Origin of the sequence: Lutibacter oricola (genome assembly GCF_900106565.1) — a bacterium.
GTDB lineage: Bacteria > Bacteroidota > Bacteroidia > Flavobacteriales > Flavobacteriaceae > Lutibacter > Lutibacter oricola.
Map to the genome: position 1 here is coordinate 1 of NZ_FNNJ01000014.1, position 23,363 is coordinate 23,363.

The 23,363-nt window shown below is 31.4% G+C and carries 18 protein-coding genes and 2 tRNA genes; 9 read left to right on the top strand and 11 right to left on the bottom strand.

Annotated features, from left to right (window positions below; genetic code table 11):
* Positions 1 to 4,247, bottom strand: a 4,247-nt coding sequence (locus tag BLU40_RS16265) for a PKD-like domain-containing protein (protein WP_175454820.1), incomplete at its 3' end; no start/stop codon positions are given.
* Positions 4,248 to 4,728: 481 nt separating this feature from the next.
* Here BLU40_RS16265 and pdhA point away from each other — a divergent pair.
* From pdhA to BLU40_RS16280, 3 genes are all read left to right on the top strand, one after another.
* Positions 4,729 to 5,721 carry a pyruvate dehydrogenase (acetyl-transferring) E1 component subunit alpha gene (gene pdhA, locus BLU40_RS16270; RefSeq protein WP_090126192.1) on the top strand — a complete coding sequence of 331 codons (993 nt, stop codon included), beginning with the start codon at positions 4,729 to 4,731 and terminating at the stop codon, positions 5,719 to 5,721.
* A complete protein-coding gene (locus tag BLU40_RS16275) occupies positions 5,721 to 7,379 on the top strand; it encodes a pyruvate dehydrogenase complex dihydrolipoamide acetyltransferase (RefSeq protein ID WP_090126195.1) in 1,659 nt (552 codons plus the stop codon). Before pdhA ends, BLU40_RS16275 begins: the two co-directional genes overlap by 1 nt.
* A 76-nt stretch (positions 7,380 to 7,455) precedes the next feature.
* Entirely contained in the window at positions 7,456 to 7,743 is a 288-nt protein-coding gene (locus tag BLU40_RS16280; RefSeq protein ID WP_090126198.1) for a hypothetical protein, read from the top strand.
* Positions 7,744 to 8,308: 565 nt separating this feature from the next.
* Here BLU40_RS16280 and BLU40_RS16285 read toward each other — a convergent pair.
* Positions 8,309 to 8,560, bottom strand: coding sequence for a type B 50S ribosomal protein L31 (locus tag BLU40_RS16285; protein WP_090126201.1), 252 nt, complete (start codon positions 8,558 to 8,560; stop codon positions 8,309 to 8,311).
* Positions 8,561 to 8,678: 118 nt separating this feature from the next.
* On the opposite strand from BLU40_RS16285, the gene BLU40_RS16290 reads away from it, so the two are divergent.
* From BLU40_RS16290 to BLU40_RS16310, 5 genes are all read left to right on the top strand, one after another.
* Positions 8,679 to 9,716, top strand: coding sequence for a glutaminyl-peptide cyclotransferase (locus tag BLU40_RS16290; protein WP_090126337.1), 1,038 nt, complete (start codon positions 8,679 to 8,681; stop codon positions 9,714 to 9,716).
* A 61-nt stretch (positions 9,717 to 9,777) separates the two neighbouring features.
* Positions 9,778 to 11,307, top strand: coding sequence for a hypothetical protein (locus tag BLU40_RS16295; protein WP_090126204.1), 1,530 nt, complete (start codon positions 9,778 to 9,780; stop codon positions 11,305 to 11,307).
* Entirely contained in the window at positions 11,307 to 11,987 is a 681-nt protein-coding gene (locus tag BLU40_RS16300; RefSeq protein WP_090126206.1) for an SDR family NAD(P)-dependent oxidoreductase, read from the top strand. The genes BLU40_RS16295 and BLU40_RS16300 overlap by 1 nt, the downstream gene beginning before the upstream one ends.
* A 1-nt stretch (position 11,988) precedes the next feature.
* Positions 11,989 to 12,585, top strand: a complete 597-nt coding sequence (locus BLU40_RS16305) for a SprT-like domain-containing protein (RefSeq protein WP_090126209.1) — start codon at positions 11,989 to 11,991, stop codon at positions 12,583 to 12,585.
* 10 nt (positions 12,586 to 12,595) lie between these two features.
* Positions 12,596 to 14,023 carry a DUF389 domain-containing protein gene (locus BLU40_RS16310; RefSeq protein ID WP_090126212.1) on the top strand — a complete coding sequence of 476 codons (1,428 nt, stop codon included), beginning with the start codon at positions 12,596 to 12,598 and terminating at the stop codon, positions 14,021 to 14,023.
* Here the strand turns inward: BLU40_RS16310 and BLU40_RS16315 are convergent.
* The 5 genes from BLU40_RS16315 to BLU40_RS16335 all read right to left on the bottom strand — a co-directional run bounded on the left by BLU40_RS16315 (position 14,020) and on the right by BLU40_RS16335 (position 18,313).
* On the bottom strand, positions 14,020 to 16,431 hold the full coding sequence (locus BLU40_RS16315) for a TonB-dependent receptor (protein WP_090126214.1): 2,412 nt from the start codon (positions 16,429 to 16,431) through the stop codon (positions 14,020 to 14,022). The two genes, BLU40_RS16310 and BLU40_RS16315, sit on opposite strands and share 4 nt — an antisense overlap.
* Positions 16,432 to 16,544: 113 nt before the next feature.
* Positions 16,545 to 16,625 (bottom strand) — tRNA-Tyr (locus tag BLU40_RS16320).
* Between the two features lie 44 nt (positions 16,626 to 16,669).
* Positions 16,670 to 16,742 (bottom strand) — tRNA-Lys (locus BLU40_RS16325).
* 63 nt (positions 16,743 to 16,805) lie between these two features.
* Positions 16,806 to 17,573 carry an ABC transporter ATP-binding protein gene (locus tag BLU40_RS16330; RefSeq protein ID WP_090126217.1) on the bottom strand — a complete coding sequence of 256 codons (768 nt, stop codon included), beginning with the start codon at positions 17,571 to 17,573 and terminating at the stop codon, positions 16,806 to 16,808.
* Entirely contained in the window at positions 17,573 to 18,313 is a 741-nt protein-coding gene (locus BLU40_RS16335; RefSeq protein ID WP_090126220.1) for an MlaE family ABC transporter permease, read from the bottom strand. Before BLU40_RS16335 ends, BLU40_RS16330 begins: the two co-directional genes overlap by 1 nt.
* Positions 18,314 to 18,442: 129 nt before the next feature.
* Between BLU40_RS16335 and pafA the strand changes: the two genes are divergently transcribed.
* Positions 18,443 to 20,128 carry an alkaline phosphatase PafA gene (gene pafA, locus BLU40_RS16340; protein ID WP_090126223.1) on the top strand — a complete coding sequence of 562 codons (1,686 nt, stop codon included), beginning with the start codon at positions 18,443 to 18,445 and terminating at the stop codon, positions 20,126 to 20,128.
* A 72-nt stretch (positions 20,129 to 20,200) separates the two neighbouring features.
* Here the strand turns inward: pafA and BLU40_RS16345 are convergent, their stop codons facing one another.
* From BLU40_RS16345 to porV, 4 genes are read right to left on the bottom strand one after another with little or no spacing between them, the layout of a single operon-like run.
* The gene (locus BLU40_RS16345) at positions 20,201 to 21,268 is read right to left on the bottom strand and encodes a 3-oxoacyl-ACP synthase III family protein (RefSeq protein WP_090126226.1); all 1,068 of its coding nucleotides are present in this window, start codon (positions 21,266 to 21,268) and stop codon (positions 20,201 to 20,203) included.
* A gap of 32 nt (positions 21,269 to 21,300) precedes the next feature.
* Positions 21,301 to 21,684, bottom strand: coding sequence for a group III truncated hemoglobin (locus BLU40_RS16350; RefSeq protein ID WP_090126228.1), 384 nt, complete (start codon positions 21,682 to 21,684; stop codon positions 21,301 to 21,303).
* Positions 21,684 to 22,166 carry a cytidine deaminase gene (gene cdd, locus BLU40_RS16355; RefSeq protein WP_090126231.1) on the bottom strand — a complete coding sequence of 161 codons (483 nt, stop codon included), beginning with the start codon at positions 22,164 to 22,166 and terminating at the stop codon, positions 21,684 to 21,686. Before cdd ends, BLU40_RS16350 begins: the two co-directional genes overlap by 1 nt.
* A 16-nt stretch (positions 22,167 to 22,182) precedes the next feature.
* Entirely contained in the window at positions 22,183 to 23,328 is a 1,146-nt protein-coding gene (gene porV / locus BLU40_RS16360) for a type IX secretion system outer membrane channel protein PorV (protein ID WP_090126234.1), read from the bottom strand.
* Between the last annotated feature and the right edge of the window lie 35 nt (positions 23,329 to 23,363).

A 23,363-nucleotide genomic window follows, 5' to 3' on the forward strand; every position in this document is an offset into this window, starting at 1 on the left:
ATGGTATACTCAATGTCTCCTGGTGCTGTGATCTCTGTTACATTTGCTGTTTTAACTGTTGTAAAGAAACCGTCTGTTCCTGGATCTAAATTGATAGGTACTGCAACACTTGAATCTTGAGAAGTTCCAATTTCATTAACATTAACAGTAGCCGTATTATCAATATCACCGTCACCTCCACCATTAGAATCTATATCAGCTTGTAAAACCGTATAAGAACCTTCATAAACCCAGACCTCACTAGATTCAAGAATACTATTATTATTAGAATCCCCACTTTGTAATACTAAACTAACAAGAGGATCAGTAACAGTAACTCCGGTTAAATAACCATCTCCTGTATTTGAAACTGTAACTGTATAAATAATAACATCCCCAGCTTCATCTATAGAACTAACATTAGCACTTTTAACAATCGTTAAACCTGTATTCGGGTTAATATTAACCGTTATTGTAAAATCACTTCCTAAACAACTACCTACAGAAGTTGGTGTCACAGTATAAACAACTGTTTGAACTATACCTGAAGTGTTAATTAAAGTATCTGTTATTGCTGACACTGTAGAAGCTACTAAAGTTTCACCTAAAACATTAGCATTATCTGTAGCATACCAGCTAAAAGTATTTCCTGAAATATTAACATTATTAGCTAATGCATCACTTAATGTATCTCCACTATTAATCGTATATGTATCATTAGAACCAATAGGTAAGGGATTAACCGTCACAACTCTATCTGCTGATGTGGTTCCACATAAGCCTGTTGACGTTGCTGTGATAGTTGCTGTTCCACTAAATCCAGCTGACCAGTTCATAACTCCTGTAGAACCATTTATTGTTCCTGCTCCTGCTGGTGATACCGAATAAACTATTCCTGTACTATTAGTAGCTGTTGCTGTATAAGTTTCATTAACTGCATCTTGACAAACTGTTGTTGCTCCTGCTGTAAATACTGTTGCTGCCGTTGATGGGTTTACTGTTACAACTCTATCTGCTGATGTGGTTCCACATAAGCCTGTTGACGTTGCTGTGATTGTTGCTGTTCCACTAAATCCAGCTGACCAGTTCATAACTCCTGTAGAACCATTTATTGTTCCTGCTCCTGCTGGTGATACCGAATAAACTATTCCTGTACTATTAGTAGCTGTTGCTGTATAAGTTTCATTAACTGCATCTTGACAAACTGTTGTTGCTCCTGCTGTAAATACTGTTGCTACCGTTGATGGGTTTACTGTTACAACTCTATCTGCTGATGTGGTTCCACATAAGCCTGTTGACGTTGCTGTGATTGTTGCTGTTCCACTAAATCCAGCTGACCAGTTCATAACTCCTGTAGAACCATTTATTGTTCCTGCTCCTGCTGGTGATACTGAATAAACTATTCCTGTACTATTAGTAGCTGTTGCTGTATAAGTTTCATTGACTGCATCTTGACAAACAGTTGTTGCTCCTGCTGTAAATACTGTTGCTGCCGTTGATGGGTTTACTGTTACAACTCTATCTGCTGATGTGGTTCCACACAACCCTGTTGATGTTGCTGTGATAGTTGCTGTTCCACTAAATCCAGCTGACCAGTTCATAACTCCTGTAGAAGCATTTATTGTTCCTGCTGCTCCTGGTGATACCGAATAAACTATTCCTGTACTATTAGTAGCTGTTGCTGTATAAGTTTCATTGGCTGCATCTTGACAAACAGTTGTTGCTCCTACTGTAAATACTGTTGCTGCCGTTGATGGGTTTACTGTTACAATTATTTCTACTCGATCACTCTCACAACTATTTGCATTTGTTTGACTAACATAGTATGAAGTTGTCCCTGCAACTGCCGTTGATGGTGTTGGAGCTGTTGAATTTCCTGTTCCACCTGATGAATTAGAATACCATAATAAGTTGGACCCACCTGCTGTTAAAGCCACAGCTGTATCTCCTTCACAATATGTTACCGCATTTACTGTTGGTGCTAATGGTAATGCATTTACAGTAACAGTAATTGAAGATCTATTGCTCTCACAACTATTTGCATTTGTTTGGCTAACATAATAAGTTGTTGTTCCGGTGGTTAAAGTCGAAGGTGTTGGAGCGGTTGTACTTCCTACTCCTCCTGTCGCATTTGTATACCATAATAAATTTGAACCACTGGCCGTTAAAGTTGCTGCTGTTTCATTTAAACAATATGCGACAGAACTATTAACTGTTGGCGCACTAGGTTTATCAACATTAATAGTAACTACTCCTGAATCATTTTTAGAATTCGCAGGACACAAAATTCCTCCCCCTCCATTGTCTCTTACCACATATGTAAAAGTAACATCCGTTAAAGGTGCTGCTCCATTATATGCAAAATTAATTATTCCATTTTCTGCATCTGTAATTGTTGCAGTCCCCATTGCTGGATCTACTGAAATTTGATCTAAAATTAAATCGTCTCCATCCGCATCAGAATCATTACCAAAAACGCTTATATCTATATCTACATTTTGATCTTCACATAGTGTCACTTCATCATTTGTAGCAACTGGAGCATTTGGATTCTCCAAACTTTCAGCCAAATCTGTTGTCATATAATAATGGTTTGTTCCACTAATTGAACTAGGAGTTACAACTGCACTCGCAATCAACCTCTCAATTTGACCTGTTGAAGATTTATACCTATTAGGGTAATGCACCTCAATAATATATAATTCATCTGCTCCAAGAGGCAACCCAAAATGCGCATATTCTGCTAATTGCGTACCATGACCATACGCACCACCAACATCTCTAATACCACTAACAACATTACCCTCACAATCTTTAATAACAACATTTGCTCCAAGAGCAGAACGATCTAAATGACCTGCCAATGTTCCATCCGCTGCTCTATCTTCTGCCACATGTACATATATATGGTTTAATTTAGATGTACCTGAAAGATTATTAATCCATAATTGATTTTGGCCTCCAATATTCATATAAATATCTAAATCTCCATCATCATCCACATCCACCATTGTAGAACCTTCTCCATTTTGATTTTTATTAAACTCTTCCGAATCTAAAGTAAATGAAAAAGCACTTCCAGAATTCACATTTCCAACTGGACTATTTATATTATTTATATATAAATAACTTCTATTATTTCCAGAGAAAAATAAATCAATATCACCATCGTTATCAATATCTCCACCTGTTAAACCATCAACATCTGTATTATTACCAATACTTAATGTACCAATAGGTAACAATGTCCAAACTCCAGGGCCATCATTTCTCCAAATTTTATTACCATCATTATCTGTCCAGACTGCATCTAAATCACCATCATTATCTAAATCCCAAAGCCCATTTGCCCCTTTATTACTATTTTTAGCTTGTGCTAAATCTTCACCATTTATAAAAAAACCTCCTTGATTTAAAAAGAAATCATTTTCATCTCGTTTTCTATTAAATAAATCTACCCAACCATCATCATTAACATCGGCTACAACACTATAATCACCATCGGTAGATTGCTGATTTATACCAAAACTAAAATCTCCTGTTTCACCATGACTAGAACCTGTATTTGCTGGAGTGGTTAAGTGAGTAAATAAATCATTGTGATTTGGATTTACATTAGTATGTGTAGTGTGATCTATTTGATTATTCAACATTATTTCAACACCATAATCATGATTATCAAAAAAGATATCTAAATCTCCATCTCCTTCCAAATCAAAAAAACCAGCTCCTTCAGCATTCACATGGTTTTCAACTTCCCAACATTTTGTTCCTGGGCATTCTGGATTATCCCCATTATTATTATCTATAATATACGCTCCAACTCCTCCGTATCCATCACCAAAAATCCCAGTAGCTGGGTCTTGTAAAAAAACTACCAATCCAGGAAATGATGTATTCACCATGAAATCTGAATAACCATCATTATTTAAATCTCCCCAAACAGCTTGACGTTCTCTCATACGATCGTCCAATTGTGGAGCCAAAGTTTGAGTTACATCCGTAAATGTATTATTCCCATTATTTCTATACAATTTAGACCCTTTAACAAAACCTGTTTCACTAGTACATACTAATAAATCTAAATCTCCATCATTATCAAAATCAGCCCAAGCATGTCCTCCATCCTTACTCCCTTTTGCATTTATACCAAAAGAACTGGCATCTTCAGTAAAAGTAGTTTGCGAAAAAATTGTTAAATTAAAAAACAATAAGCCTATTACCAATAAACTTATTTTCTTTCGAGTTGTAGTATTTCTTAAATCCATCTTAAGTTGAATTATTTTATGTAAAATCAATGCACCTCATAATATGACATAACTGTATATATAAATACAATTACACTTTAGCAATTATTATCCTTTGAGGCTCTAAATATTATCTTATAGTCTTAAACTATATGGGGAAATTTATTTTATCCGTGGGGACAGATGATAAAATTTCTAATACAAATATACTACAAAAGCTTTAAAGCCAAGACGTAAAGACTATTATATTTAATTATTTGCTATAAATATTTTATAAATGGTAACATTTAAATTATAAACGGACCTCAATTTAACTCCCGCCACACATCTACATAGCTAACTGTTTTTCAACTACTTAAAACTCCCTAATCTTTAATAACAGTTGAAAAACCAAATTAACTTACGAAAACGTTATAGTTAAAAAAAAACCAAGCATTTTTCCTTTCTTTAGTTCAAAATGCTATTTTTGCGAATCGACGTAAACAAATATTCTTTACTAAAAATGAAAAAATTTACAAAAAGCACTTACATCAATTGGTATAAAGACATGCTGTTTTGGAGAAAGTTTGAAGACAAACTTGCAGCTCTTTATATTCAACAAAAAGTAAGAGGTTTCCTACATTTATATAATGGTCAGGAAGCAGTATTAGCAGGTGCATTGCACGCAATGAAAGAAAATGACAAGATGATTACTGCTTATCGTAATCACGTACAACCAATTGGTTTAGGTGTTGATCCAAAAAGGATTATGGCTGAATTATTAGGTAAAGACACTGGTACCTCACGTGGATTAGGTGGTTCTATGCATATTTTTTCTCCAGAGCATAATTTTTATGGTGGACATGGTATTGTTGGAGGTCAAATTCCATTAGGTGCTGGATTAGCTTTTGCTGATAAGTATTTTGAAAGAGATGGAGTTACTTTAACTTACTTTGGTGATGGTGCAGCTCGTCAAGGATCTTTACATGAAACTTTTAATATGGCAATTAACTGGAAACTACCTGTAGTATTTATTTGTGAAAACAATGGATATGCAATGGGAACTTCAGTAGAAAGAACTGCAAATCATGATGATATTTGGAAATTAGGTTTAGGGTATGAAATGCCTTGTGGACCTGTTGATGGAATGAATCCTGTTGCTGTTGCTGAAGCTATGCATGAAGCTATTGAAAGAGCTAGACGTGGTGATGGACCTACTCTATTAGATATCAAAACATACAGATATCGTGGACACTCTATGAGTGATGCTCAGCATTATAGAACTAAACAAGAAGTTGAAGAGTACAAAAAAATTGATCCAATTTCACAAGTTTTAGACGTTATAAAGTCTAAAAAATATGCTTCTGAAAAACAAATTAAAGAGTGGGATCAAGAAGTAAAGGATAAAGTTGCAGAATGCCAAAAGTTTGCTGAAGAATCTCCATTCCCAGACAAACAATTGTTGTATGATGTAGTTTACGAACAAGAAGATTATCCATTTTTAAAACATAGATAATGGCAGAAATTATAACAATGCCCCGATTAAGTGATACAATGACAGAAGGAGTTGTAGCAGAATGGTTAAAAAAAGTTGGCGATAAAGTTGAAGAAGGAGATATTCTTGCTCAAATTGAAACTGACAAAGCAACCATGGAATTTGAATCTTTTAACGAAGGTTATTTATTACATATTGGATTACAAGAAGGAGAAACTGCCCCAGTTGATAGCTTACTAGCCATTATTGGTGAAAAAGGTGAAGATATTTCTGCTTTATTAACTGGAAGTGCTACTACAGCACCTGCTGTTACTGAAGAAACTCCTGCCGCACCAGTTGCGGAAGAAGTAACAAATTCAACAGAAAAAAAACCTGAAGAAGAAGCTTTTGTGGTGCCAGATAATATAACTGTTGTGACTATGCCTAGATTAAGTGATACCATGACTGATGGTACAGTTGCTTCTTGGTTAAAGAAAGTTGGTGACTCTGTTTCAGAAGGAGATATTCTTGCTGAAATTGAAACTGACAAAGCCACTATGGAATTTGAATCTTTTAACGAAGGAACATTACTATATATTGGTTTAGAAGAAGGAGGAAATGCTCCTGTAGATTCGTTATTAGCTATTATTGGTGAAGCAGGAACAGATGTTACTGCGGTTGTTGAAGGTTTTAAAGTTGTTTCAGCTCCCAATACAGAAGCTCCAAAAGCTACAACTGCAGAAGAAAAAAAATCTGTAGCTCCAGCTCCTATCGAAACTAAACAAAGTACAACTACTACTGCTACTAAAAAAGTTAGTGCAGTTAATTCTGAAAATGGACGAATTAAAGCCTCTCCGCTAGCTAAAGCACTTGCTGAAGAAAAAGGAATTAACTTAGCTAAGGTAATTGGTACAGGTGAAGGTGGAAGAATTGTAAAAGTAGATATTGAAAATTACAATCCTGTTGTTGAAGTAGATTCTAATCCATCAACTACTGCTGTTGCTGCTCCAGCTGGAGAAGTAAGTCAAACTGAGGTTAAAAATTCTCAAATGCGTAAGGCAATTGTAAAAGCATTAGACCATTCTCAAAACACAGCAGTTAACTTTACTGTTACTATGGATATTGATATGGATAATGCTATTGCATCTAGAAAGTTAATTAACTCTATACCAGATACTAAAGTTTCATTTAATGATTTAGTTGTAAAAGCTACAGCTATGGCATTAAAATCTCACCCACAAGTTAATACAGAGTGGACAAACGAACAAACTATTTATAACAACCATATTTCGGTTGGTGTAGCGGTTGCTATTGAAGATGGTTTAGTTGTACCTGTTATTCCTTTTACAGACACTAAGAGTTTAACTCAAATTGGTGCTGAAGTAAAAGATCTAGCAATAAAGGCTAAAAACAAAAAATTAACTCCAGATGAAATGTCTGGTTCTACTTTTACTGTTTCTAACTTAGGTATGTTTGGTGTAGACCACTTTACGTCTATTATTAATCAACCAAATTCTGCAATTTTATCTGTAGGTGGTATTAAACAAAAGCCTGTTGTTAAAAACGGAGAAATTGTTGTTGGTAATGTAATGACTTTAACATTAGCTTGTGACCACAGAACTATTGATGGTGCTGTTGGTGCTGCTTTTATGAATACTTTAAAACAGTATATTGAAAATCCAGTTACTATGATTGCATAGTTAAGCTGAATAAATAAATTTAAAAACCCATTGTTTTCGCAATGGGTTTTTTTATACCTTTATTAAAAAAATTAGAATGAATCCATATTTCTCTGCAATGAAGAAGCGTGAAAAATCAATTGAAAATCACAAGGCTTCGATTAGAAAAAAAACACAAAAAAATAAGGAGCTTTATTTAGGGCAAAATGGAAAAAATCAAAAAGAAGAATATACTTTCCCTAAAATGAATAATAGTCAGTTTCAAGAATTTAAGTCTAAATTAGAACAAGAAAGAAAATCTGAAAAGACAAAAACTCGAGTGATTATTATAGTTGTTTTTATAATTGCCACTGCTGTTATGATTTACGCGAAAAAATATATTTAATTTACAGTAACTAATTTTTAAGTTTAAACCCTCTTCATTAATTAATCGTAAAAGCTAAGCAATCATAGTAACTCAGTTTTAATCTAACGAGCCTAACAATACGCATAATTAATCTTCTATAGGATTTAGTTATTATCAAATTAGCATTACGTAGTATATTACAAGCTTTTCTAATAAATACAAGGAATATAATATGTTTATACTTTTCAAGTTAGGTTAATAACTAACTTTATACGCGTTTGATTTATTCAATATCTTTATTTTAAGATAATTTTGATTATTACAAAAAGCAAATGGATTTATATCCTTAAATGTGCTAAATTACAATCACTCAATTTATATATAAAGAAGTATTACTATTAATATAACAAACTCTAAGCCATTTAATAAACTCTCTAACTCCTAATCGCGTTAGGGATTGAAGCGGCATCCTTTTTTTTATGAAACAGCGTGAAATAAAAAAAAGATATAGCGTAAAGCCCGACCCGAAGGGAAACACCCAAATTATAGTCAAAAAAAAACCTCCACTAATTGTGAAGGTTTTATAATATTTTTAAAAGTAAAATTACTTTTTGAATTTAGCATATTTGTTTTTGAACTTGTCAATACGTCCAGCAGTATCTATTAACTTAGATTTACCTGTGTAAAAAGGGTGAGAAGTTCTTGAAATCTCTAGTTTTACTAAAGGATATTCAACACCATCTACTTCTAAAGTCTCTTTAGTGTTCACTGTTGAACGAGTTAAAAACACATCTTCATTAGACATATCTTTAAATGCTACCATTCTATAATTCTCTGGATGTATACCGTTTTTCATCTTAACTCGTTTTAATTCTGTTTTTATTTTTGAGACTGCAAATTTAACTATATTTTTGAAACTTCAAACAAATAATTTACTTTATTTACATAAAATTATAAAAAAAGCTATTTCAGTTATGCTAAACAAAACTATTATTAAATTATTTGCTATTGCCTTAGTGTTAAGTTCTTGCAACAGCGAATATAAGTTTATTTTAAATTCTCCCAAAAAAATTCAGTCTAATAAAGCTTTAAAAATTTCGATTTCTGAAAAAGATAACAAAGCCATTGATTCTGTAGTTTTTTCTATTGATAATAAAAAGGTGGTTTCGAATGGAAACTCGGTAGAAATAGACATTAACAATTATAAATTAGGAAAACATACGGTAAGCGCCTTAATTTTTTACACTGATAAAACTGAGAAAATATCGAATCCTATTTATTTTTTAGCTGATGCTGGTCCAGATGTTTATACTGTAAAAATAATTAACACCTACCCTCACGATCAAAAAGCCTATACGCAAGGTTTAGAATACCACAATGGTTTTTTATATGAAGGAACGGGTAGAAACGGAACATCTTACATTAGAAAAGTTGAGTTAAAAACTGGTAAGGTGTTACAACAAGAAGATTTAGATAAAGCTTATTTTGGCGAAGGTATTACCATTTTTAACAATAAAATACACCAATTAACTTGGCAAGCTGGTAAAGGAATTGTTTACGACTTAGATACTTTTAAAAAAGAGAAAGAATTTAAATACGCCAAAAGTATTGAAGGTTGGGGCTTAACACATAACGGAGAAAAACTGATTAAAACTGATGGTACTGAGCGTATATGGTTTTTAAATCCTGAAACGCATAACGAAGAAACTTATATCGAGGCCTACACAAATAAACGTAAAGTTGAAAAACTAAACGAACTTGAGTTTGTTAACGGTTTAATTTACGCAAATGTTTGGCAACAAAATTCAATTTTAATGGTTAACTCTATTAATGGAAAGGTTGAAGGCGTTGCCAATTTAAATGCCTTAAAAATTGAAATTGAAAAAACACAAAAATTAGTGGATCAAGATGAAGTTTTAAACGGAATTGCTTACGATAAAGAAAATAACCGTTTATTTGTTACCGGTAAACATTGGAGTAAGCTTTATGAAATTGAATTGATTAAGAAGTAGTTTTTGGTTGAAATTTTCTATTAGTTACTAAATAAATTTTTACATTTACAAAAACTCAAAAATGCGTAACAACATAACCTTGGTTCTAATTTTGTTTGTTGTTGTTTTTTCTTCTTGCAGAAAAGATTTCGACACGGTTTTAAGTTCTGGTAAACTTGCTTTTTCTAAAGATACCGTATACTTAGACACCGTTTTTACAAATATTGGCTCTAGCACCTACAATTTAAAAGTATATAACAAAAGTAGCAAAGCAATTTCTATACCTACATTAGGTTTAAAAAAAGGAGAAAGTTCTTTTTACCGTTTAAATGTAGATGGCATTGCTGGTAAAACTTTTGAAAACGTAGAAATACGAGCAAAAGATAGCATGTATATTTTTATAGAAACTACTATTGATTACTCGCAAATTACCGATCCCATTTATACGGATGCTATTGTTTTTGATAGTGGCAATAATTTACAAGATGTAAAATTAATTACACTTGTTGAAGATGCTTATTTTTTATACCCTTCTAAAAATGCTGAAGGCGTTATTGAAACTATAAAAACAGGTATAGATGGCGAAGGAAATGACTTGCGTATACAAGGTTTTTATTTAGAAGGAAATACTACTTTTACCAATGAAAAACCTTACGTTATTTATGGCTACTATGCCGTACCAGAAAACAATACACTAACTATTGATGCTGGTGCAAAAATTCATTTTCACTCAAATTCTGGTTTAATTGTAAATAAAAACTCTAGCCTTTTAATTAATGGTAAAATAGATAGCAAAGTTACTTTTGAAGGTGATAGATTAGAACCTTCTTTTAGCGATATTCCAGGGCAATGGGGTGCAATATGGCTACGAGCAGGAAGCAAAAATAATTCAATTAAAAATACTGTTATTAAAAATGCTTCCATAGGTATTATTATGGATTCTATTGGAAGTAACACTACTCCTACTTTAACACTAAAAAATACCGAAATTTACAACAGCTCTAACTATGGTTTACTAGCTAGAGAAACAAACGTTAAAGGCGATAATGTTATAATTAACAATAGCGGGCAAGTATCTTTGGCTTGTATTATTGGTGGTACTTATAACTTTACACACTCTACTTTTACAAATTATTGGAATAACAGTTTACGTGAATACCCAAGCGTATTAATAAACAATTATTATACATACCAAAATGGTGAAACGCAAATTGTACAAACAAGAGATTTAGTAGCTGCTAATTTTACAAATTGTATTATTGATGGAAATAGAGGCATTGAATTTTTAGTTGAAAAAGTTGAAGGCTCACTATTTAATTTCAACTTTAAAAACAATTTAATTAGATTTAACGATTATAATAACTCCTATACAGCTATTGCTGAATATAATTTTGAAGACTCAACACATTATTCGAACAATATTTTAAATGGTGAAGCTGATTTTAAAAACCCAAACAATAACGAATTAATTATTGGTAAAAACAATGAGGGAATTGGAAAAGCTTTACCTGAAGGAACCACAGAAAGCCCAATTGATGTTTTAGGAGTTACTAGAGCTAACCCTGCAGATATTGGAGCGTACGAACACACCATTTTTGAAGAAGAAGATTAATGAAAAATATAATAATTACAGGTACAAGTAGAGGAATTGGGTTTGAATTGGCTCAGTTATTTTCAAAAAACAATTACAATGTTTTGGCATTATCTAGAAATGCTGAACCTATCAACGCTTTAAACTTAAAAAACACAACGAGTTTATCTGTAGATTTATCAGTTGAAAATGATTTAAAAAAGGTTACTGATTTTGTATCAAAAAATTGGAAACAAGTTGATGTTTTAATAAACAATGCTGGTAAATTAATTAGCAAACCTTTTACAAATTTATCTTCAAAAGATTTTTTAGATGTTTATAATGTAAATGTATTTGCTGTTGCCGAATTAACTCGCCTATTAATTCCATTTTTAAAACCAAAAAGTCACGTTGTTACCATAAGCAGTATGGGAGGCGTACAAGGCAGTATGAAGTTTCCTGGCTTAGCAGCTTACAGTTCTGCAAAAGGAGCAGTTATTACATTAACCGAATTATTGGCTGAAGAATATAAAGAACAACAGATTGCATTTAATGTTTTAGCACTTGGAGCCGTACAAACAGAGATGTTGGAAGAAGCATTTCCTGGGTATCAGGCACCAATTTCAGCAAATGAAATGGCTGACTATATTTACAACTTTGCTTTAACTGGAAATAAATTTTATAACGGAAAAATATTAGAAGTTTCTTCAACAACTCCGTAATATGATTCAGCAACTTTCTCCGTTTTTACCTTCAAAATCTATTCATTTAGTTGAAGAAATTTTAACTAATAACCCAATTGAAATAAAAATAGTTAACCAAAGAGCTACTAAACACGGAGATTTTAAAAGAACTTTACAAGGTAGGTATCTAATTACTATAAATAATAGTTTAAATAAATATCAATTTTTACTTACTTTAATTCATGAAATTGCTCATTTTACAACCTATAAAAAATATAGAAATGTAAAACCACATGGCATTGAGTGGAAACGAAATTTTCAGCACTTAATGCTGCCTTTTATTCAACCAGAAATTTACCCTTTAGATATTTTACCACACTTGGCTAATTATTTAAAAAATCCAAAGGCAAGTACAGGTTCTGATGTTAACTTAACACGAGCTCTTTTAAAATACAATGCAAATTCAACAAAAAATTATATTTTTGAAATTGAACAAAACAGCATATTTGTTTACAATAAAAAAACTTATAAAAAAGGAAAAAAACGTAGAACTCGTTTTGAATGTTTAGAATTAAAAAGTAAAAAGCTATATTTATTCAATCAAAATGCTGAAGTTGAACTAATAAAAGAAATCTAATTATTTAGTTATGGAAAATGAAAACAACCCTCAACCTGTTGAAAACTCAACAAACAATACCGCTAATAATAACATTAAAGGTATTTGGGTTGAAACAAAAAAATTCTTTATTGAATTATTAGACATTAGACACGATACCGATAAGAAAGGTACAATACAAGATATTAAAGACAATATATCTATGAAAGGCCATACTGCTTGGGTATTAGTTTTTTCCATTCTAATTGCATCTATTGGTTTAAATGTTAGCTCTACTGCTGTTGTAATTGGAGCCATGCTAATTTCTCCACTAATGGGGCCAATTTTGGGTGTTGGTTTATCTATTGGAATTAATGATATTGATACTTTAAGACGCTCTCTTGTAAACCTTGGTGTAATGGTTGGTTTAAGTTTATTAACCTCAACACTATTTTTTATATTTCCAATTTTTCAAAATGAAACTCCAGAAATTTTAGCCAGAACTGCGCCAGATGTTAGAGATGTTTTTATAGCTATTTCAGGTGGTTTAGCCTTAATTATTGCATTAAGTAGAAGAAGTCAACAAACAAATACTATTGCTGGTGTAGCAATTGCTACTGCGCTTATGCCGCCACTTTGTACTGCTGGTTATGGAATTGCAACTTTAAACTTTGCCTATTTTGGTGGAGCCATGTTTTTATTTACCATTAACACTATTTTTATTGCTTTAGCAACCTTTGTAATTGTAAAATTTTTACGATTTCCAATGCTTAAATATATAAATTCTGCTAAAAGAAAACGTATTGCTAGGTTAGCTTCTTTTGTTGCAATTATTGTTTTTTCAGGTAGTATTTATTTGTTTTTAAACCTTTTCCAAGAAAATCAATTTAAACAGCACGCTCAAAATTTAATTAATGAAATTAAAGATAGTGGCATTAGTATTATTGACGAAGAAGATGATAATATAAATTACGAAGAAAAATCTATTAAGCTAATTGTTTACGGAAATAAGCTATCTAAAGTTGAAATAAATAAATGGAATGAAAAACTTATTGACCATAACTTAGAAGGCACAAAACTTAACTTTTACCAAGGTTTAGACGATAGTGATTTAAGAAATGAAGTTAAAAACCTTTCTGAATTATATACTCAAAACCAAAAAATTATTTCTTCAAGAGATGAAACAGTAAAAGAAAAAGAAGAAAAAATTAAACTTTTAATGGCTCAATTAACTAAATATGAAAAAAATGAAATTCCATTTATTCAAGTAAGTCAAGAAGCTAAAATAAACTACAATGGCCTAGAAAATATTAGCTATGCTAGATTAGTTCAAACAGATTTTAATAAAGTAGATACTCTAACCGTTTTTAACGCTAAATGGTACGATTCAGTTCCAAATACAGCCAATCAGAAAATTTTACTTCAAAAGTGGCTTAAAACGCGTTTAAATTTGGATACTCTACAATTAAATAACAACTAAAAGTCTACAATAAACCCAAATCTTGGAAGTACGTTTCCAGAATTATTTTCAATTTCTTCGAGATTGTATTTTGATGCGTCGGTAGAATTTATAATTTTATTTCCATTAGCATCTACCATAGGTATTAATAACGCTTGAGATTGCGATTCACTTGCATATACATTTTGTATATCTACATAAAAATTAAGCGACATTTTTTTCCAATACCAAGTTTTATCTACTCTAAAATCTAATTGATGGTATGTATTATAACGTTCAGTATTTAAGTTTGAATAATCTAAAATTCCGCTATTAGAAACATCATAATTTACAATTGTAGAAGACGCATCCAAATCGTAAGGTGTATACGGTTGCCCACCAACTAAACGAAACTTACCTCCTATTTCCCAATTTTTATTTAATTTTTTTCCTGCAGTTACCGTAAGTAAATGTTTATTATCCCAAGACGAGGCAATGTATTTATTTGCTGCATTTTGAAATTCACTTTTAACAAACGTATAAGACAATATTCCGTACAAACCATTGTACGATTTTTTTTGCGCCAATAACTCAACACCATAAGCTCTGCCTTTTGAAGTTGAAGTAACTTCCTCATTACCAACAACTCCAAAATCAGCTCCTAAGTTTGCCAAACTTATTTGATCTCTAACAGAAAACGGATAATTTTTATAAGCCTTATAAAATCCTTCAAAAGAAATTTTTGAAGTAGAATTTGGACTCAACTCTAAGCCAGAAACATAATGCGTAGCTGTAATATATTTTAATTCATTATTTTTATTTACCAATTCATTTGCCAAATTTCTATAACCTAAAATGGTATATGAAGGTAACTGATTATAAATACCTGTTGAAGCATTAAAATTCAGTTTATTATTTAGTTTGTATGTTAATGAAATTCGTGGAGAAAACTGATTGAATAAATTCTCCATTTCATTATTATAATCAACACCATCAAACCTAAACCCAGCAGAAATACCTAATTTTGAATTCAAATATTTTTTTGAAACTTGACCAAACACATTGTATTTAAGCATATTTAGTTTTGAAGAAAAATCAACAATAGAAACTCCATTTGAGTTTGCTATTTGCTGAAAAGTATTATTAATGTACTTAGCTGTTTCAAATCCAATTCCAACATTTAATTTGTAATTATTTTTTAGGGTTGAAGTATTTTCGAATCTAAACTTATTTTCAATTTCTTTAGATGAATAATTCAACAACAAATCTGTTAAAGCACCAGTATTATTAAAATATTTCTGAGCCTCATTACTCCATTTGTTTCTACTTAAAACATATTGCTGCGTAGATTTTTCGCTATAATGCTTATACACAAGTCCAACTGTATAATTCCATTGTTCTTGCACAGGAATATTACTTAAAATATATTTATTTCGCTTAAAAGTATCTTCATCTGTAACATCATCATTCACATCTTCATTTAACTTAAAATTATCTATAGCTCCCAATCCAATAATTGAAATTTCATCGGTTGCAGAAATTTGATGTTTTACTTTAAACTGAAAATCATTATAAGTAGGTAAAAATGGCAATTTAATTAGTTTAAATAAAAACTGAAGATAAGATTGACGCATAGAAGCCGTAAAAGTAGTGTTTGAGCCTATTGGACCATTTAACGTTACTCCAGCATCAGAAGTTCCTAAAGTAGCTCTAGTATCCAATTTATTTGGATTTCCATCCTTTTGGGTAAACTCTATAATAGAACTAAGCGCATTTCCTCTATTCGCTGAAAAAGCACTTGTATAAAAATCTACCTTCCTAATTAAGTCGGCATTCATAATACCAACAGGTCCACCTGATGAACCTTGTGTTTGAAAATGATTTATTACCGGCACTTCAATACCGTCTAAATAAAATTTATTTTCTGAAGGCGAACCACCACGAATTATTATATCGTTTCTAAACCCCGGATTAGAAGCAACACCTGGTAACGACTGTAAAACTTTTAAAACATCTCTATTACCTCCTGGATTTTTTTCAATTTCAGCAATTCCCAAAGTTTGTACAGAAAGTGGATTTTCAACAGACTTTTTAAACAACTTACTTTGTATAACCACTTCATCAAGTATTTCATTACTTTGAGAAAGCTCAATTAGTACATAAGGAGATTTTTCATTAGTAACCAAATAATCACTTGTAGTAATTGTATTATAACCAACTAAAGATGCTTGAAGCTTTACATAACCTAGAGGTACTTTCTGAATAGTAAACACACCCAACTCATTACTTGTAACTCCAATAGTTGTTCCTTCAATAATTATAGCCGCAAAAGATATTGGTTCTCTTGTTTGAGCATCGATTACTTTTCCTTTAACAACACCAGTAGACTGAGAAAAAACTATAACTGTTTGTAGTACTATTATTAAAAAAATGAAAAGCTGCTTCTTCATAATAAAACTTATTTTAATACAAATATAATTATTTTGTTTAATTTTTTATGAAATTTATTAGACAATTAGTTTTTACACATAAAAAAAGCCTCAAACAAATTGTTTGAGGCTTGTGGTGAGAGAAGGATTCGAACCTTCGAAGCTTGCGCAGCAGATTTACAGTCTGCCCTCGTTGGCCACTTGAGTATCTCACCATTAGTTAAAAACTAAAAAACTTCTCAAGCTAGAGAAGTTTTAGTGACCTGGCTGGGGCTCGAACCCAGGACCACCTCCTTAAAAGGGAGGTGCTCTACCAACTGAGCTACCAGGTCATTGTTTTTCCTTTTTAGCGGCTGCAAATATATAGGTTAATTTCTAACAAACAAACATTTTTTCTATTTTATTTCACTTAAATATGCTTCTCTAACTTTTTTAAATAAGTTAGAAGAATATACAAAATTTACAACTGCTTCATTTTCAGTTTTAAAAATCTCTTTATTGGATCCTTCCCAAGCTTTTACTCCATCTTTTAAAAAAATAATTTTTTCTCCAATTTCCATAACAGAATTCATATCGTGAGAATTTATTACAGTAATCATGTCGTATTCTTTTGTTATTTCTTGAATTAAATTATCGATTACAATTGCTGTTTGAGGATCTAAACCAGAATTTGGTTCATCGCAAAACAAATATTTCGGATTCATAACAATTGCTCTTGCAATTGCAACACGTTTTTGCATTCCTCCTGAAAGTTCTGCTGGAAACTTTTTATTAGAATTAGGTAAATTAACCCTTTCAAGTACCTCATTTACTCTTTTAAGCATTTCTAATGGCGTACTTCTTGTAAACATTTTTAAAGGAAACATAATATTTTCTTCAACAGTTAAAGAATCATACAATGCTCCACCTTGAAAAACCATTCCTATTTCTTTTCTAAGCTGCCTACGCGACTTTATATCTAATTCGGTATGTTTTCTACCATCAAAACAAATAACACCACTATTAGGCACGTGTAAACCAATTAGGCATTTTAAAAATACTGTTTTACCAGATCCGCTTTGCCCAATTATCATATTGGTCTTTCCTTTTTCAAAAGTTGTTGTAACCCCTTTTAAAACTTCGGCCCCATTAAAACTTTTAATTAAATTTTGTACCTCAATCATTATCCTAAAAGCATTTGAGTTAAGAAATAGTTTAATAAAATAATTACAATACTAGACCAAACTACAGCCTGCGTACTAGCTCTACCAACCTCTAAAGAACCTCCTTTAACATAGTAACCGTGATAAGCTGGCACTGTAGCTATAACAAAAGCAAATACAATTGTTTTTATTACCGCATACTTAATAAAATAAGGGTTAAATTCTAGCTGAATACCATAAATATAGTCTTCACTAAAAAATAAATCGGTTAACAAACCTGCATAATAACCTCCTAAGATTCCTAAAAACATTGCTAGTAAAACAAGTAATGGGTAAAAAGTTAATGCTGCAATTATTTTTGGCAGTACTAAATAGTTTAAAGAATTAATTCCCATAACCTCCAAAGCATCAATTTGCTCAGTTACTCGCATAGTTCCAATGCTTGATGTAATAAATGACCCTACTTTACCAGCCAGAATTATAGACATAAATGTTGGTGCAAATTCTAAAATTAAACCTCGTTTTGTAGCGAAACCAATTAAATATTTTGGTATAAATGGACTATCTACATTTAAAGCCGTTTGTATTGCTACTACTCCACCAACAAAAAATGAAATAAAAGCAATAATACCTATAGATTTTAAACCTAGGTCTTCTATCTCTCTAAACAAAGTTTCTCTAAAAACCGACCATCTTTGAGGCTTTTTAAATACTTGCTTTAGCATAATAAAGTACTTTCCTATATGCTCTAAATAATTCATTAACTATTCTTTTTTCGCTAAAATATTAAAATTAAACTATGTAATTTCTTTTTGTAACATAAATTTAATAGTAGCCCACAAAAAAAATATTAATTTTAAAGTCTTATTTTTTTAAAGTATACTATAAAAATGAAAAAATATATAATTCTTGTTTTAACGTGCTCGTTATTTATTCAATGTATTGCAATAAAATCTAAGTCATCCAATACCACTATTAAAACAAATTCTACTAAGGTTGTTATTAAAAACAAAACTACAAACCCAAAACTAATGATTGGTATTGTTGTAGACCAAATGAGATATGATTACTTGGTAAAATTTCACAACAAATTTGGAGAAGGTGGCTTTAAACGATTAATGAATGGTGGTTATCATTTTAAAAATATACACTTTAACTATATACCAACATATACAGCAGTTGGTCATACTTCTATTTACACAGGAACAACACCAGTAAACCACGGAATTATTTCAAACAATTGGTACGACAAATACGCAAAAAAAGATATTTACTGCGTAGATGACACAAACTATCAATCCGTAGGAGCAAAAAATGGAGGTCAAAAATCTCCTTACAGAATGGTTAACACTACCATTACAGACCAATTGAAATTAGCTCAAAATATGAAAGGTAAAACAATTGGAGTTGCTATTAAGGATAGATCTTCGATTTTACCCGCAGGCCATACAGCAAATGCAGCTTATTGGTATGAAGGAAAAGATGAAGGTAAATTTATTACTAGCTCTTTTTATATGAAATCTTTACCAAAATGGGTAAACGACTTTAACAACAGCGGTAAAGTAAATGACTACTTAAATAAAACTTGGAATACATATTACAATATTTCTACATATACCGAAACATTACCTGACAACAATCCTTATGAAATGATATTCAAAGGAAAAAACACACCAACATTTCCTTATAATTATGCTGAATTAAGAAACCTAAATGGGAATTTTAGTTTAATAAATTATTCGCCTTATGGAAATTCAATTACTACAGATTTTGCAATTGCAGCTATTGAAGGTGAAAATTTAGGAAAAAGTGAATTTACAGATTTTTTAGCTATTAGCTATTCAAGCACAGATTATATTGGCCATAAATTTGGTGTAAACGCAAAAGAAACAGAAGACATTTATATTCGTTTTGACTTAGAATTGAAACGTTTATTAGAATATTTAGACTCTAATGTTGGTATTGATAATTACACCTTATTTTTAACAGCAGATCACGCTGCTGTTCAAGTACCTTCTTACCTTAAAGATTTAAAAATACCTGCAGGATATTTTGATGGCCAAGATTTTAAAAGAGAAGTAAATTCTATTACTCAACAGTTTTTTGGTGCTAATGAATTGATAGAAAACATATCTAATTATCAAATTTTCCTTAATAAGAAAAAAATAAATGATTTAGGTTTAAACCAACACACGGTTTCACAAAAAATTGTAGATGAAATTATAAATTACAAAGATGTTTATAAAGCAGTTACAGCTTACACTCTACAAAATACAAGTTATAATAACGGAATACTTAAAACCTTACAAAATGGTTACAATCAAAAACGATCTGGAGATGTATTAATTATTCCATTTCCATCGGTAGTTTCTTATCCAAAAGCAGGCACAACACACGGATCGGGTTATAGTTACGACACTCACGTACCGCTAATATTTTATGGTAAAGGCATTAAAAAAGGTGAATCTCAAGAGTTTCACCCAATAATTGACATTGCACCAACATTAGCTCGTTTTTTAGATATAGAAAACCCGAATGGAACTACAGGAAAGCCAATTTTAGACATTTTTAAATAAAACATTACCTTAACAAAAAAGAGGTTAAACTTTAAAGTTTAACCTCTTTTATATTTCTATTTTAGAAAATGTTTAGTATCTATAAACTATTGCATTAATACTCATTCCTGCACCTACAGAAGCAAAAATAAAGACATCTCCTTTATTAATTTCGTGATTTTCAATTTCTCCCCTTTTAACTAAATCAAAAAGAGTTGGAACGGTTGCAACAGAACTATTACCCAATTCTCTAATACTCATTGGCATAATATGTTCTGGAACTTTTGATTTAAACAACCTATAAAAACGTTTTACAATTGCTTCATCCATTTTTTCGTTTGCCTGATGAATAAAAATCTTTTTCACTTCAGAAATATCTACACCTGATTTATCTAAAGCAACTTTCATTGCTGCTGGCACATTAAATAAACCGTATTCATAAATTTTTCGACCTAACATTTTTATATAACTCGTATCCGATGTATCAGCTTCATTATAAGATTTACCGTAATACAAATAATAACATTCATCTACCGTATCTGTTCTTACTGCGTGACTTAAAATACCTTCTTCAACTTCTTCTTTAGCTTCAATTATTGTAGCTCCCGCACCATCAGAAAAAATCATAGAATCTCTATCAAACTTATCAACTACTCTAGATAAAGTTTCAGCTCCAATAACTAAACATTTTTTTGCCATACCAGACTTAATAAAAGCCTCTGCTTGAATAACGCCTTGCACCCAACCTGGACAACCAAATAAAATATCAAATGCAACACAACTCGGATTTTTAATTCCTAATTTATGTTTTATTCTAGCGGCAATACTAGGCAACATGTCACTTTGAATACTATTAGCTTTAACTTCTCCAAAATTATGAGCTACAATTATATAATCAATCTCTTCTTGATCAATACCAGCATCTTCAATTGCATTTTTTGAAGCAAAATACCCTAAATCTGAAGTTGTCAAATCATCAGTTGCGTACCGCCTCTCCTCAATTCCTGTAATTGCTTTAAATTTTTCAATAATCACCTCATTTTCTTGTTCAAAAGGCGAACCATCTTCATTTAAAAAGTTATGATTTATAAAGTCTGAATTTTTTTTTATGACTGAAGGAATGTAGTTTCCTGTACCTGTAATAACTGATTGTATTTTCATTATTTTCTATTAGAAAACAAAAATAAAATGTATTAATTATTCTGTTCTGAAATTTTAATTTTCATTACGATGGCCACCGACTCTGCACGCGACTTTATTGCGTGTGCATTTTCACCAAAAAAAAGATCATCAACAGAACTCTTAAACCTTGACAACCAAATATTAAAGTGATTTTCAGTTATTGGATTTTTCTTATTCATTTCTAAGTGAGGCTGCATTGCATTTTTACGATACCCACCAGAATAAAATAGGATGTTATCCCAAAAATTTACTAGTACTTGTAAATGCTCCTCTAAAAGATCTGGATTATTAAATTCATTAAAAAAATGCTTAATCTCTGCATCATTCATTAACTTAACATAGAAAGTCTTAACAAGTAGATAAAGATCCTCTCTATTTTCGATATCTTTCTTCATTAAAGAAAAGATTTATCAAAAGCTATAGGCAGCAAATCTAATACTGAATTTGTTTTTATAATTTGTCCTTCTTCACCCATAAAATATACTTCTATTTTATCTCCTTGTTTTAATTCATATTCAGACAAAGTTTGCCTACATGCTCCACAAGGTGCCACAGGCTCTTTTAAAACTTGTGATGATGAACTAGCAGCAATTGCTAATTTTAAAACTTTTTTATTTGGGTATTGAGATGAGGCATTCCAAATTGCAACTCTCTCTGCACACATTCCTGATGGATACGCTGCGTTTTCTTGATTATTTCCAGTAACAACTACATTATCTTCCAAGAGTAACGCACAACCAACTTTAAACTTAGAATATGGTGCGTAAGCTGTTTCCTTAATATTTTGAGCCAAACTCATTATTTGCTGAACGTCTTCAGCTAATTCTTTAGTAGAATTAAATACAGTAATCTCTGTTTTAATTTCAACTTTTTTCATACAAAAAAATTATTGATTAATAATACTCAAACATATCTCCAAAATCAAACGCTAACGAAAAACGCAACGTATTTTCTAATGGATTTCCAATATCCGAAGCATTAAATAAATATGACATGTCTAACCTGGCACTCTTAAACTTAAATCCAGAACCTAATGTAAAATACTTTCTATCTCCTTTTACATCACTCTCATTAAAATAACCAGCTCGTAATGCAAAAGCATCATCGTACATATACTCTGCACCTAAAGCCCAAGTAAATTCTTTCATTTCTTCGCTAAATCCACCTGGCGCATCACCAAAAGATTTAAACATACCACTAAAAAAACCAACATCTTCTTGAATATATTGTGGGTCTTGATCTTCGTCTGCAATATTAATACTTGGTGTTGGCACTAATAACTTATTAAATTCTGCATTAACGGTTACACTATTGTAGTTATCTAAAATAAATTCGAAACCACCACCTAATTTTAAATTAGTTGGGATGTAATTTTCTTGACCATCATCAGAATATGAAACTTTTGGACCAATATTAGAAATATTAAATCCACCTCTCCATACTCCATTAAAGTCTCCATAATTATTTTCTTCAGATTGAAAATAACCCGAAACATCAACAGCAAAAGTATTAACTGGTTGAATTGATGAGTTTGCAGATTCAATTCCTAAATCAGATCTCATATAGCGTAAAGAAACACCCATTGAGTACAACTCACTTAATTTTATAGAGTATGAACCATCTAAAGAAAACTCATTTAACTTTTCTGTTCCTTCAGGAAAACCATTATTATCTGTTAATTGAATTTCACCTAAATTAAAATATTTTAAACTCGCTCCCCAAGCACTTCTATCATCAATTCTATTTACTAAGCTAAATCCACCTAAAAAAACGTCGTCAGTTAACTCTCTTAACCAAGGCGTATAAATTACACCAACCGAAAACTGATGTGAGTTAAATGCCATTTTTGAAGCATTCCAGTGTTGCGAAAATGCATCTGGCGATGTTGCTACTCCAATATCTCCCATCCCTCCTGCTCTTGCATCTGGTGCAATTAACATAAATGGAGTTGCTGTTGTAATTGGATTTGGGGCGTCTTGTGCATTTAATTTTACTACTGACACTAAAACTATTAGGGCTGCTATAATTACTTTTCTCATCAATTATTATTTTAACTTAACAAATATCTTAAATA

Excerpts from the sequence above, each read along its gene's own strand:
- pdhA (WP_090126192.1), top strand. The coding sequence starts at position 4,729 with ATGAAAAAATTTACAAAAAGCACTTACATCAATTGGTATAAAGACATG.
- BLU40_RS16330 (WP_090126217.1), bottom strand. The coding sequence starts at position 17,573 with ATGATTGAGGTACAAAATTTAATTAAAAGTTTTAATGGGGCCGAAGTT.
- BLU40_RS16315 (WP_090126214.1), bottom strand. The coding sequence starts at position 16,431 with ATGAAGAAGCAGCTTTTCATTTTTTTAATAATAGTACTACAAACAGTT.
- cdd (WP_090126231.1), bottom strand. The coding sequence starts at position 22,166 with ATGAAAAAAGTTGAAATTAAAACAGAGATTACTGTATTTAATTCTACT.
- BLU40_RS16285 (WP_090126201.1), bottom strand. The coding sequence starts at position 8,560 with ATGAAAAACGGTATACATCCAGAGAATTATAGAATGGTAGCATTTAAA.
- BLU40_RS16280 (WP_090126198.1), top strand. The coding sequence starts at position 7,456 with ATGAATCCATATTTCTCTGCAATGAAGAAGCGTGAAAAATCAATTGAA.
- porV (WP_090126234.1), bottom strand. The coding sequence starts at position 23,328 with ATGAGAAAAGTAATTATAGCAGCCCTAATAGTTTTAGTGTCAGTAGTA.
- BLU40_RS16290 (WP_090126337.1), top strand. The coding sequence starts at position 8,679 with ATGCTAAACAAAACTATTATTAAATTATTTGCTATTGCCTTAGTGTTA.
- BLU40_RS16350 (WP_090126228.1), bottom strand. The coding sequence starts at position 21,684 with ATGAAGAAAGATATCGAAAATAGAGAGGATCTTTATCTACTTGTTAAG.
- BLU40_RS16300 (WP_090126206.1), top strand. The coding sequence starts at position 11,307 with ATGAAAAATATAATAATTACAGGTACAAGTAGAGGAATTGGGTTTGAA.
- BLU40_RS16275 (WP_090126195.1), top strand. The coding sequence starts at position 5,721 with ATGGCAGAAATTATAACAATGCCCCGATTAAGTGATACAATGACAGAA.
- BLU40_RS16335 (WP_090126220.1), bottom strand. The coding sequence starts at position 18,313 with ATGAATTATTTAGAGCATATAGGAAAGTACTTTATTATGCTAAAGCAA.
- BLU40_RS16345 (WP_090126226.1), bottom strand. The coding sequence starts at position 21,268 with ATGAAAATACAATCAGTTATTACAGGTACAGGAAACTACATTCCTTCA.
- BLU40_RS16305 (WP_090126209.1), top strand. The coding sequence starts at position 11,989 with ATGATTCAGCAACTTTCTCCGTTTTTACCTTCAAAATCTATTCATTTA.
- BLU40_RS16310 (WP_090126212.1), top strand. The coding sequence starts at position 12,596 with ATGGAAAATGAAAACAACCCTCAACCTGTTGAAAACTCAACAAACAAT.
- pafA (WP_090126223.1), top strand. The coding sequence starts at position 18,443 with ATGAAAAAATATATAATTCTTGTTTTAACGTGCTCGTTATTTATTCAA.
- BLU40_RS16295 (WP_090126204.1), top strand. The coding sequence starts at position 9,778 with ATGCGTAACAACATAACCTTGGTTCTAATTTTGTTTGTTGTTGTTTTT.